Annotated in this window: 10 protein-coding genes; 1 reads left to right on the top strand and 9 read right to left on the bottom strand. The window is 32.9% G+C overall.

Features of this window, described 5'->3' with window-relative positions; all coding sequences use genetic code 11:
• Positions 1–7: 7 nt before the first annotated feature.
• The 3 genes from RN605_RS12385 to RN605_RS12375 form a co-directional block, all read right to left on the bottom strand.
• Positions 8–604 carry a peroxiredoxin-like family protein gene (locus RN605_RS12385; protein WP_313325190.1) on the bottom strand — a complete coding sequence of 199 codons (597 nt, stop codon included), beginning with the start codon at positions 602–604 and terminating at the stop codon, positions 8–10.
• An 86-nt stretch (positions 605–690) separates the two neighbouring features.
• Positions 691–1368, bottom strand: a complete 678-nt coding sequence (locus RN605_RS12380; RefSeq protein WP_313356357.1) for a Crp/Fnr family transcriptional regulator — start codon at positions 1366–1368, stop codon at positions 691–693.
• 84 nt (positions 1369–1452) lie between these two features.
• Positions 1453–2592 (bottom strand): acyl-CoA dehydrogenase family protein, encoded by a 1140-nt coding sequence (locus RN605_RS12375; protein WP_313325187.1) that lies wholly within the window; start codon positions 2590–2592, stop codon positions 1453–1455.
• Positions 2593–2698: 106 nt separating this feature from the next.
• Here RN605_RS12375 and RN605_RS12370 point away from each other — a divergent pair, with 106 nt between their 5' ends.
• On the top strand, positions 2699–3775 hold the full coding sequence (locus RN605_RS12370) for an anhydro-N-acetylmuramic acid kinase (RefSeq protein WP_313325186.1): 1077 nt from the start codon (positions 2699–2701) through the stop codon (positions 3773–3775).
• On the opposite strand, the gene RN605_RS12365 is transcribed toward RN605_RS12370, so the two are convergent.
• The 6 genes from RN605_RS12365 to porU all read right to left on the bottom strand — a co-directional run bounded on the left by RN605_RS12365 (position 3772) and on the right by porU (position 13203).
• The gene (locus RN605_RS12365) at positions 3772–4458 is read right to left on the bottom strand and encodes a hypothetical protein (protein ID WP_313325185.1); all 687 of its coding nucleotides are present in this window, start codon (positions 4456–4458) and stop codon (positions 3772–3774) included. The two genes, RN605_RS12370 and RN605_RS12365, sit on opposite strands and share 4 nt — an antisense overlap.
• 220 nt (positions 4459–4678) lie before the next feature.
• Positions 4679–6307, bottom strand: a complete 1629-nt coding sequence (locus RN605_RS12360) for a pyruvate dehydrogenase complex dihydrolipoamide acetyltransferase (protein ID WP_313325184.1) — start codon at positions 6305–6307, stop codon at positions 4679–4681.
• Between the two features lie 3 nt (positions 6308–6310).
• Complete coding sequence (pdhA, locus tag RN605_RS12355; protein ID WP_313325182.1) at positions 6311–7312, bottom strand: pyruvate dehydrogenase (acetyl-transferring) E1 component subunit alpha; 1002 nt, start codon at positions 7310–7312, stop codon at positions 6311–6313.
• Between the two features lie 172 nt (positions 7313–7484).
• The gene (cdd, locus tag RN605_RS12350) at positions 7485–7967 is read right to left on the bottom strand and encodes a cytidine deaminase (protein ID WP_313325181.1); all 483 of its coding nucleotides are present in this window, start codon (positions 7965–7967) and stop codon (positions 7485–7487) included.
• 106 nt (positions 7968–8073) lie between these two features.
• Complete coding sequence (gene porV / locus RN605_RS12345) at positions 8074–9273, bottom strand: type IX secretion system outer membrane channel protein PorV (RefSeq protein ID WP_313325179.1); 1200 nt, start codon at positions 9271–9273, stop codon at positions 8074–8076.
• 39 nt (positions 9274–9312) lie between these two features.
• Positions 9313–13203, bottom strand: coding sequence for a type IX secretion system sortase PorU (gene porU / locus RN605_RS12340; protein ID WP_313325178.1), 3891 nt, complete (start codon positions 13201–13203; stop codon positions 9313–9315).
• Between the last annotated feature and the right edge of the window lie 111 nt (positions 13204–13314).

Below are 13314 nucleotides of genomic sequence, written 5' to 3'. Positions count from 1 at the left end.
GTTTTACTTATTTTAATGAATTGGCTACTGATAGTAACAATTCGTTTGATAATCTGTGTTTGTAATCTGGAGCTATGTATTCGAATAAAATGGTTCCATCTTTGTCCAAAATAAATACGCTTGGCACGGGAATAATGCTCGAATTCACATTATCGGAACCTTTCATCAGGTATTTTTCATAATTTTTTGGAGCTTCAAATGCTAATCCAAAAGCTTTGGAAAAGTTATTTTCGCTATCCGAAAGTAACGTGTAATTTACTTTATCTTTTGATTTTGTTTCTTCCAAACTTTTTGCTGAATCGGGACTTACTGCTACTATTTTATATCCCATTTTCAGCAATTCTGGCTCAGCTTCTGCCAAAGCACTTAAATGTTTGTTGCAATAAGGACACCAACCTCCGCGATAAAACACAAGAATGGTTTTGTTGTTATTTAAAACATCTAAAAAAGAAACTGGTTTCCCATCAATGGAAGTTAAGTTGGTATTGGGTGCTTTTTCTCCAATTAATAATGGAGCAATGTCATTTGCTGATTTTGGTAAATCGTTTTGAGCAACACTAAATTGCGCTAAAACAATGGCAAAAAGGATAATAATTTTTTTCATGAGTAGTTTATTTGTTTTTGTATTACAAAGATAATTCTACTCTAAAAGTCTAAATGTAAGTTAGTTTACAAATGAAGAAAAATTAACTAAAGTTTTGAAATATCTTCAATGATTATCTCTTTTCTACCATAATACATCAATCCGCTTTCCTCTAGTTCTTTCAATAAAATGGTTGCGGTTTGTCTTGATGTACAAATGATTTGTGCTATGTCGTTTTGGGTAAGATAATTTTCGATGAATACTTTATTACCTTCTCTTTTTCCTTCGCGCTCAGACCAATCTTTAAGAAAAGAAACTAATCTGGTTTTTGCATCTTTAGACATTAGATTAGCGTAATTGTTCTTCAAACGCTTCATTTTTAAACCTACGAACTTGGTATACGATAATGCTAAATTTGGATGTTTTAACAAAAGATTTTCAAAGTCTGATAAAAGAAAACTACAAATGGCTACTTCATCGGTTAATGCTTTAGCATATTCATTTGAATTAGTGTCACTATCGAGTTCAAGTTCTCCAAATAAGTCGCCTTTTTGGATAATATCTTTTATGGTTTCGTTTCCTTCTTCATCAATAGAAACAATTTTGATGTTTCCTTTTTTAAGTAAAAAAACTCTTGGTACGTCAGACGATGAGAAATAAATAACATCTCCTTTTTTTGCTTTTTTATAACCTGTTATGATGCATAATTGTTTTATTTGAGCAAAACTCAAAGTTCTGAACAGTTTATGATCGCGCAAATACCAATATTTTAATTCTTCATACATGATGAGTAAAAATAGTAATTTTTTTATTCAAAAAAACCCTTTCAAAATTGAAAGGGTTTTTTAGTTTTATTTATTATAATCGGTTTATGAAACTAAACCTCTTGAAATTACTATTCGTTGAATTTCTGAAGTTCCTTCATAGATTTGAGTAATCTTTGAATCACGCATCATACGTTCTACATGGTATTCGGCAACATAACCGTTTCCTCCATGAATTTGAACTGCATCGTTTGCCACTTCAAGAGCTACTTCTGAAGCGTATAATTTTGCCATTGCTCCGCTGTGTGCTATGTCTTTTCCTTCGTCTTTTTCGCTGGCTGCTTTCATTACTAATAATCTTGCAGCAGTTACTTTTACATACATATCTGCTAATTTGAATGCAATAGCTTGGTGTTTGAAGATTTCTTTGCCAAATGCTTTTCTTTCATGAGAATATTTTAAAGCTAATTCGTAAGCACCAGTTGCAATTCCTAATGCTTGTGATGCAATACCGATTCTTCCACCGTTTAAAACATTCATTGCAAAGTTAAATCCGAAACCATCAGCACCAATTCTGTTTTCTTTTGGCACTTTTACATCGGTAAACATCAATGAATGTGTATCGCTACCGCGAATTCCCATTTTCTTTTCTTTTGGACCAATTTCGAAACCTGCCCAACCTTTTTCAACAATAAATGCATTGATTCCTTTGTGTCCTTTTTCAACATCAGTTTGCGCAATTACCAAATACGTTGATGCTGTTGCACCATTAGTAATCCAGTTTTTAGTTCCGTTTAAAAGGTAATAATCTCCCATGTCTTTGGCAGTAGTTTTTTGTGATGTTGCATCGCTTCCTGCTTCTGGTTCTGAAAGACAAAACGCTCCGATTACGTCACCTTTTGCAAGTGGAACTAAATATTTCATTTTTTGTTCTTCAGAACAATATTTTTCCATTCCTGCACAAACTAATGAATTGTTTACCGACATGATTACAGCGGCAGAAGCATCTACTTTAGCAATTTCGGTCATGGCTAATACATAAGAAACTGCGTCTAAACCTGCACCACCATATTTTGGGTCGACCATCATTCCTAAAAACCCTAGTTCGGCCATCATTTTCACTTGCTCTGTTGGGAATTTAGAATGTTCGTCTCTTTCAATTACACCAGGTAATAGTTCAGTTTGAGCAAAATCTTTTGCTGCTTGCTGAATCATTAATTGTTCTTCGGTAAGATTAAAATCCATATTTTATTTATTGTAAATTGAATATTGTTAAATGTATATTGTAATTTTGAGTGCCAAAAGTACGTTTTAAAACTTAAAATTTCAAACGATTTCGTAATTTTAGAATATGTCTAAGGAAAGCTATAAAGTTGTTGGTGTGATGAGTGGAACTTCGCTAGACGGAATTGATTTGGCTCATCTTGATTTTAGTATTGAAGATGGAAAATGGTTGTTTGAAATTCATGAATGTGAAACGATTGCTTATCCTGATGAATGGTTAAACAAACTTAAAATAGCGGTTTCTTTTTCGAAAGATGCTTTAGACGATTTAAACAAAAAATACACACAATTTCTTGGAGCAACCATTCGTGGTTTTATAGACAAACATCAGTTGAAAAATTTGGATGCTGTTTGTAGTCATGGGCATACTATTTTACATCAACCTCAACGTGGTTTTACTTTACAGATTGGAAATCTTCCTGAACTGGCTACTATGGTTAAAGAGCGTGTTGTTTGTGATTTTAGAGTTCAGGATGTGCAACTTGGCGGACAAGGTGCGCCGCTTGTACCGATTGGTGACCGAATTTTATTTTCGGATTATGATTACTGTTTGAATTTAGGTGGTTTTTCGAATGTTTCTTTTGAAGATGGAACCCGTCGTATTGCCTTTGATATTTCGCCTGTGAATACGGTATTGAATTTTTATGCTAATCAACTAGGAATTGATTATGATGATAAAGGAAATTTGGCGAAAAGTGGTACTGTTGATACTGCTTTACTTAATGCATTAAATGGTTTGGATTATTATCAAAAAACATTTCCAAAGTCGCTTGGTTTTGAGTTTGTAAAAGATGTTGTTTTGCCTTTGATTGAGACTTTCAAACTATCAACTGAAGATAAAATGAGGACTTTTGTAGAGCATATTGCTTATCAAACTTCTATTGCATTGCCTAAAAAATCTGGAAAATTATTAGCTACTGGTGGTGGAACTTATAATGACTTTTTATTGGAACGTATGCGGTATTATTTACCCGAAATGGAAATTATTGTTCCCGACAAAACCTTATTAGAATATAAAGAGGCTTTGATTTTCGGGTTGCTTGGTGTTTTAAAACTGCGTAATGAAATTAATGTTTTGAGTAGTGTTACTGGTGCTAAACATGATCATAGTTCAGGCGAAATATATTTAAAGACTATATGTTAATTATTTTTTCGTGCCTCTAGAATTTTTTTTGCCTTTTCTTCACCATAAATCATCTTATATTGTTGATATATAAGAGAATCTTTTGAAGATTGATTTGTTTCTTGACTTTCATTTTTATTATAAGCTATACAAGCAATATTCGGATATTTTGAAGAGTATTTGATAGGAATTACCATGCCTTCATAAAATTGTTCATATTGATATGGCGTTATTGAAATTTCTGCATTAGCAAATTCCCCTTTTTCTGTCTTAAATTGAACTCTCATGCTTTCAATAGTCTTTCCACGTCTTCCATATATTCTTGTTTTATCAATAATACTTGCTTCTGTGTAAACACCATTTTTATTTAATTCCTCTGATGAAAAAGATACCGTTTTGGAAATAAAAAAATATCCAAAAACAAATAATGAAGAAATACAAACTAAACTAAAACCTAGGTATGTTTTTTCCCATACCTCATCTGTTACAAAACTTAATACCGACCAAAATGAAAGAATTAAAGTAATTACACCTCCTAATATCCCTAAAGAAATTGAATATTCTTCTGCAATTTCTGGAGGTAATATGTGAAAGAAAAATAATACGTTAAAAGCCATTAAAAATAATGGGAAAAATTTATTAGAACGTATTTTTTGCCAAGTTGTTTTTTCTGGTTCCCAAGCTTGAGTGTTATTTTCTTCCATGATTATGTAAGTATTTCAAATTTATTCAAATATCAAAAATTAATTTTAAAAAACCATTACTAATTATTTCTATTCGAAATTTAGAAGATTATAAAATGAAATTAATTTTTTGAGTAGTGTTACTGGTGCTAAAAAAGATCATTCGAGTGGAAAATATTTAACAAAAAAGCCAATCGTAACTGATTGGCTTTTTTTATTTATTTAAAATCGTGTTTACTTTTTATGCTAACATCGTTACTGGGTTTTCCAGATAGGTACGTAATGTTTGCAAGAATTGTGCTCCTGTAGCTCCATCGACTGTTCTGTGGTCGCAAGCTAAAGTAACTGTCATTGTATTTCCAACTACAATTTGACCATTTTTTACCACTGGTTTTTGCTCGATAGCTCCGACTGATAAAATAGCTGAGTTAGGCTGATTGATAATTGATGTAAACGACTGGATTCCGAACATACCCAAGTTAGAAACTGTGAATGTGCTTCCTTCCATTTCGGCAGGTGTTAGTTTTTTGTTTTTTGCTTTTCCTGCTAAATCTTTTACGCTAGCACCGATTTGAGACAACGTCATTTGGTCTGTAAAATTCAATACTGGAACTACCAAACCATCTTCAACTGCTACTGCAACACCAATATTTACATGGTGGTTGATTAGCATAGCATCAGCAGTCCATTGAGAATTTACCTGTGGGTGCTTTTTTAATGCCATTGCACACGCTTTTACTACCATATCGTTAAACGATACTTTAGTATCTGGAACAGTATTGATGATTGCTCTTGCATTCATCGCTTCGTCCATGCTTACCTCAATGGTTAAATAGTAATGTGGTGCCGTGAATTTAGATTCTGCTAAACGCTTCGCAATGGTTTTACGCATTTGCGAATTTTTGATTTCCTCAGTGTATTTTTCTCCTGCAGGAACGAATGGTTTTACCACTGGTGCTGCTGCTGAAGTAGAAGCTGCTGGTTGTGCAACTGGTGCTGCCGCTACTGCTGAAGGTGTAAAGTTTTCTACATCGCTTTTGGTAATTCTACCATTGTCACCTGTTCCTTTTACATTTGCCAGATTAATTCCTTTTTCTTTAGCAATTTGTTTTGCTAATGGTGATGCAAATATTCTTTCGGAATTGTTTGTTGTTTGTGGTTGATTGTTTGTTGTTTCAGCAGGTGCTGAAGTTGGCGCTGGAGCTTCTGCTTTAGGAGCTGAACCTCCTTTTTTATAATTCTCTGCGATTCCTGAAACGTCTGTTCCTGCAGGACCAATGATTGCTAAAACGCTATCAACTGGCGCTGTTCCACCTTCCTGAATTCCTATTGATAACAATGTACCTGCATTGAACGATTCGAATTCCATTGTTGCTTTATCAGTTTCGATTTCAGCAAGAATATCGCCTTCTTTAACTGTATCGCCCACTTTCTTTAACCAAGTTGCAACCGTTCCTTCTGTCATTGTATCGCTCAATCTTGGCATGGTAACAACTACTACGCCTTTAGGAAGTTCGGCAGTTTGTTGTTTATCGTTTGTTGTTTGTGGCTCTGATGTTGCTTTTGCTTCTTCTGCTTTTGGAACTTCTTCTGTTGATGTTCCGCCTGCTAATAAAGCTGAAATATCTTCGCCTTCTTTACCAATGATTGCTAATAATGAATCCACTGGTGCGGTTTCACCTTCTGGAATTCCTATGTGTAATAAAGTACCTGCGTTGAACGATTCAAACTCCATGGTAGCTTTATCTGTTTCAATTTCTGCTAAAATATCGCCTTCTTTAACTGTATCGCCAACTTTTTTTAACCAAGTTGCTACAGTTCCTTCTGTCATTGTATCGCTTAAGCGAGGCATTGTTATTTTGATAGCCATAATTTATAGTCTGTGTGGGATGAAAGGATAATTTTCTTGCTCGTAAACAACGTCATACAGTTGTTGTGCTTCTGGGAAAGGAGATTCTTCAGCGAATGTTGCACATTCTTCTACTAAATCTTTTACTCTTTCGTCTATTGCTTCAATTTCTTCGTCAGTAGCGTATTTTTTCTCTTTAATAACATCTAAGACTTGAGTGATTGGGTCTATTTTTTTGTATTCTTCAACTTCATCTTTGGTACGATATAATTGTGCATCTGACATTGAATGACCTCTATATCTATAAGTTTTCATTTCTAAGAATGTTGGTCCATCACCACGACGTGCTCTTTCCATTGCTTCGTGCATTGCTTCTGCCACTTTAACAGGATTCATACCATCAACTGGTCCACAAGGCATTTCGTACCCTAAACCAAGTTTCCAAATATCTGTATGGTTAGCTGTTCTTTCTACAGAAGTTCCCATTGCATACCCATTGTTTTCACAAATGAATACTACTGGAAGTTTCCACAACATAGCCATATTGAATGCTTCATGTAATGAACCTTGACGAGCAGCACCATCACCAAAATAGGTCAACGTTACACCGCCAGTTTCAAAATATTTATCGGCAAAAGCCATTCCTGCACCAACTGGAATTTGCGCTCCAACGATACCGTGACCTCCATAAAAACCGTGTTCTTTTGAAAAAATATGCATCGAACCACCCATTCCTTTTGAAGTTCCTGTTACTTTTCCAAGTAATTCAGCCATTACTTTTCTTGGATCAACTCCCATTCCTATTGGTTGAACGTGATTACGATAAGCTGTAATCATTTTATCTTTTCCACCTAAATTCATAACATGCAAAGCACCTGCTAAAACAGCTTCCTGACCGTTATATAAATGTAGAAATCCTCTAACTTTTTGTTGAATGTAAAGTGCTGCAAGTTTGTCTTCAAACTTTCTCCAAAATTGCATTTGCTCATACCAATCAAGGTATGTTTCTTTTGTAATTGGTTTCATTTTTTAATGAATTACTATGATTAGTTACGTAATAATCGATTGCAAGCTTCTTTTTTAAAAGAATGCGAATTGCAAAAGTATGATATTGATTGTAGAAGTAAAAATAATTCCAAATTAAAATAGCATTTTTTACGACTAGTGTTTTTAAAAATATTAACTATATCGATATAGTTTATAGCGATGTTTTGTCGAAAGTTAGCGGCAATAAATTATTGATTGAATCTGACTTATATACTTCGCCAGATTCACCCATGAAAAATATTTCTATCGGTGTATTTTGTTTAAACTCATATTCTGCAATTGATTGACGACAACTGCCACATGGCGGTATCGGTGATACTGTTGGGTTATTATCTGAAGCTGCCGAAATGGCTAGTTTTATGATTTTTGCATCTGGATAAATTGCTCCGGCTTGGAAAATTGCTACTCTTTCGGCACATAATCCTGAAGGATAAGCCGCATTTTCTTGATTGGAACCTAACACTATTTTTCCGTTGTCTAAAAGAATTGCTGCACCAACTCTAAATTTTGAATATGGAGCGTATGCCTTTTTTCTTATTTCTATTGCCTGATTCATTAATGATTTGACCTCAGACGTGAGTTCATCAATTGAATTAAACACTTCGAATGTGGTTTTAATTTCAAGTTTTTTCATATAATCAATTATGACTTTTCTATTGTTCTAATTCTTTATTTATAGTGGAAAAAAAATCCAAATTTCAAAAAAAGAAATTTGGATTTTTATTAAATTTTATCTTCTGTTAATATTCATCGTATTTGTCACCAAAATTAAATGTTAGTGAGAAACGCAACGTATTTTCTAATGGGTTTTTTACTTTTGATGCAGAGAATAAATAAGATACATCTACCTTTACTACATTGTATTTAAAACCTGCTCCTAGTGAAAAGAATTTTCGAGCACCTTTAATTGGACTTTCATGGAAATATCCTAATCGCATTGCAAATGAATCTTGGTATAAATATTCAGCTCCAACTGAATATGTAAATTCCTTTAGTTCTTCGCTAAAACCTCCTGGTGCATCACCAAATGATTTGAATATTCCTGAAACCCAAGTTACTTTATTGTAATCTGCATTTAATTGTTGTTGTAAGTCAGCTTCTTCACCAGCTTCAATAACTCCATTTCCATTTAAATCAGCGCTTTGTGGAGTTGGCACTAATAATTTTGCAACTTCTATGTTTAGAGCAACCTTATTGTAATCATCAAATATAAAATCAAAACCTCCACCAAGCTTCATGTTTGCTGGCAAAAAGTTTGCACTACCATCATCTGATTGACCTGCATCGTAATTGATTTTTGGACCAAGATTTTGAAAGTTGAATCCCATTCTCCATCTACCATTAAAATCGCCATAAGCATCTTCTTCTGATTGATAAAACCCTGCGATATCAACCGCAAATGTACTTGCTGGTTTAGCATCACCACCTGAAGATTCAGAAGGAATTCTTAATTGAGAACGAATATATCTACCTGCTACTGCCATAGAAAAACGTTCACTTAATTTCAAAGAATAAGAACCATCAAGTGCCATTTCAAATGGTTTAACAATTTGAGGAACATCTTCGGCTTGTTGTCTTAGCTCAATTTCTCCTAAACCAAAATAACGTAAACTTCCCGCAAAAGCACTTCTTTCGTTTATTCTATTGTAATAAGTTACTTGACCTAATGAAATATCGTTTACTAAATCTGTTAAGTATGGTGTATAACTCACTGAAAAACCCTGTTTATCAAGTGCAAAAGCATATTTGGCTGGATTCCATTGTTGTGAAAAAACATCTGTAGATGTAGCAACACCTTGGTCTGCCATACCTGCAGAACGCGCATCAGCAGCTACTAAAAGAAAAGGAACACCTGTAGTGATTACTCTACTATCATTAGTTTGAGCATTTATGGTTGAAATTGTGAATAATAATAAAAATGCGATTTTAATCTTTTTCATTCTATTTTTTTAATAAAAGTTAACAAATATAGTATTTTCTTAAAGGATTACAAGTTTTTCTATTTTTTCGGTTTTTTTATTCGATAAAGTGGATTTTACAGTCAATTTGTAAACATAAACACCTTTACCTATTCTGTCTCCAAAATCATCTTTTCCATCCCAAGTAATCTCTCTTGAAAGAAATCCGTCAGTTGTAACCGTTTGATTTTTTGTCCAAACAATTTTACCAGTTATCGTCATTACTTGAACTTGAACTTCCAATGGTTCAAATGGACGATTGTGAGAAAACCAAAACTCTGTATAATTGACAAATGGATTAGGATAGTTCAACACATTTTTTAAAGTTATCGAATCATCACCAACCACAACAAATTGAATTTCGGCAGTGATTGGATTGTTATAAACATCCCAAGCTTTAAAAGTTATAGTATGTAATCCAGGTTCTAAATTGCGATAAGGAAAATATACTCTTCCTTTGGTGTAATCATCAAGTTCTGTTTCATAATAATCATTCATGATGTATGGATTGCTTTCATCACCATCTAAAATCCCAACGATATCATGACCAATACCACTGGCTGTATTAATTCCATTTTCATCTTCTAGCAATGCTAATAGAAACGGAGATTTATTGGTTATTCCGCCGTTGACAAAAGTTTCGTCGTTCATATATAATTTGACTCTTGGACCTGTATTATCAACCGCAGCATTTGTATTTATTCCACCAACTTTGATATCTGTGTTATAGCCAGTTTTGTCTAAACGAATTTGATTTCTCTTTGCATAAAAACTGATTCTTCCATTATCAACAGGAATTCTGATATCTCGAGGAACCACAAATCCAAATTCAAATTTTCCGTTGACAACAGAAGCATTTCCTCTGAATATTGTTTCTCCAAGTTTCACAAAAGGCATTGTTGGCGCCGTTTGAAAAGCATCATTAATTATGGCATCTTCCCCATCATTTCTCAAAGTATTTGCTGTGATGTTTTTATCAAAAATATTTACGGCTAATTCTCCATTATAACTTGAAAGTAAATTATTGTTTTCATCTAAAACTTCCCCATTTAATTTAACATATGCTAATGATTTGAAATCATCAATTGGACCCGTTATTGGCATATCATTTACCAGTGTAAGAACTACTTTTGGTCTAGGAATTGCCAACATTAAGGCTGGATCGCCTAAATAAAAAACAACATTAGTTGAAGAATTTGGACTAAAGTTCTTAGCCATTCTTAATGATTCTGCTATTGATGTATACTCATCACTTCCAAAAGAAAAAAGATATTGAGCTAGTTTATCATTAAAAAATTGTGCTGGACCTTGACCTATTGAACGAATTGTTGTAATCATGGAAATTGCACCACCTTTTGGATTCCAATACGTATATTCGCCAGCAGTTGGTCTGAATGGATTGTCAAATCTTGAAAAATCACATGTAATTGTAATGAATAACGGATACTTATAACGATTATTTAAATTTTGTCCATCTGATTTTTCCCAAACTCGTTCTTCTGTTAATCCATCTTCACCTCCATGTCCTAAATAATTGAAAACTAAAGCTCCTTTTTCGAAAGAAGCAAAAATCTCTTCACGTGCTTTTGGATATCTTTTTCCACCTGCAGAAGTTTCTTGAACATAGGCATCTAAAAGAATTTTCTTTTGATTTAAAAATGGCTTTTGTTCAATAATATTATCCGTTAATCTGTTTTGATAATATTGTAATTGTTTATCGCCAGGTTTATCTGGATTCGGATCATCGGCAATTGATACGTAATTATTTCGCCAACTTCCGTATGATTTAATATCGTGGTATTCTATTACTTTATTCACCATTTCATCTGCTTGTTTAGTTGTGCTGACAATCATTCTACCAACAGCAATATCAACCCCTCTAATATCTAAAACCCAATTTCCTGAACTTGTAAAATAGTCTATTCGTCCTTCATTGTCATCCATTAATCCATAAAAATCATCTGAAGCAAAAGAAGCTTCACTTTCTGTATAACTATTTAATGATTGATAAATTGGAACTATATTGGTGTTTCCTGAAACTCTATCTTTAAAATCATAAGAACCATCACCAAAAAGATTTACATATTTTACTCGCTTATCAGTAGACGAGGCATTGAAATAAACATATCTAATAAAATTTCTAATCGCTCCAATATCTTGTTTTCCTGATGAAAATTCTTGATAGATGTTTTCTAAATTTAAAACCTTCACACTCATTTGTGAATTGTTTCTGTGAAAATTTGCAAGCTTTTCTGCTTGAGCATTTAGAAACTTTGGAGTAATTATTAAATAATCTACATCTTGAAATTGATTTTGAGCATTTTTGAAAACTGTTCCTTTTATATTCTGATTTTCAACTCTGCTTTTTGACTCTTTTAAAGGCGAAAAATAATCGGAAGGCTCAACTGCAATGTATTTTCTAACTTCACCCAAATTAGCAGAAAAACTAAAAGCATTTTGAGATGTATTTTCGACTTTAGTAACATTATAAATATCTGTAACATCCCAAATTTGTGAAATTCCAGATGCATTAGAAATTTGAAAACTTCCTACTCCAATAGTTGAAGCTGCATCATCATGTTGAAATCTGAATTGTTTTCCAGTTCCTTTTAATTCTCGCTTTGCTTTTATGTTGATATAATCTAAATATCCTTTTGAACTTGGAACACCTGAATTATCATAAGTAATTTTTACTGTAACCGTATTAGAGCTAACAGCTACATTATTTTTTATAGTATAGTCGTAAGCTTCAGCACTACTATTTTGAGAAATAGCACTCATATTAACTTGTCCTATTAATTGTCCATTTGCTTCAGCTTTGAAGTTTGTAACAGCTGATGAAGCCGCTGCAACATGTATTGAAAATTGTGTTGGAACTGAGGTAACTAAATTAGGGAAATTAAAATCGAAAATTTGTTCATTATTAATCGAAAATTGTTCTCCAAACCAAACTCTACCTAATTTTGCAATGTTTTCTCTATCGATTTCATGAAATTGGTAATCATCAAAAGAAGTTATCGTAGCTGTTGGTGTTGAAGTTGGCTGAACCATATCTGTAATTCGTTTTCCACTTCCGCCACTTGTAGTTACATAATAATATGCTTTATCGGCGTATAAATTCAAATTGGTTTGGTTATCCTGACTCCAATTGTCCATTCCTTCTGCATAAAACAATATATAATCCTGATTATCAAAAACACCATCCGATTCGCCAATAAATTGAATTGCATTTTCAGTTAAATCAAAAGGATATTCTACTGAGTTTAATAACGGAACCATTCTTCCACCACTTCCGAAGATTTTTATTTTTCTTGGGTCAACATTTGTATTCATTCCAAGACTACTCAAAAAACTTCTACTTATTTTATATACCCCTGATTTTTGTACATAAAAACGATACCATTCACCAGAACTTAGTACAGAATTTCCAACTTGTGGAACGCTATTGCTAAATGAAGAGTTTCTTAAACCAGATGAATTAACAACATAATCAAATCGAATTAATTTTTTAAAAACATTATTCTCTTTAATTATTGGTGAAAGAAAAATTTGCCCTAAAACTTTATCTCTTGCTATTATGAATTTAAATTGTGAATTTAACGATGATGGAATCTCTTTTTTATTTAAATCACCTAAACTTGTCTCAGAAATAATTTCAAAAACAGGATTCTTAATATCAACCGTACTACCTTCATTAAAAGTATTACTCTCTAAAGTAATAAAATAGTACAAAGAAGCCTTGTAACTATCAAATTGTAGATTTTCTTTGTTAAATTGTGGGATGTTAAATTTGGCATTACCAACAGAAAAAGATTCTTTATCTTTCCATATTAATTGTAGTGTTCCTTTTTCTTGAGAAAACCCAAAAAAACAACACATTGCAATGAGCAAATATTTAATTTTCTTTTTCATATTCTAATAGTAAACGAAAATAAAGAAAGTTTATTGTATTTATGTAAAAATAATTTCCAATCAACACAATAAAAAAACTATTTTTGCGTTATAAATATCAATGATTGTTAT

Origin of the sequence: Flavobacterium sp. PMTSA4, assembly GCF_032098525.1 — a bacterium.
Classification (GTDB): Bacteria; Bacteroidota; Bacteroidia; order Flavobacteriales; family Flavobacteriaceae; genus Flavobacterium; species Flavobacterium capsici.
This window is presented reverse-complemented; position numbering and strand designations above follow the sequence as displayed.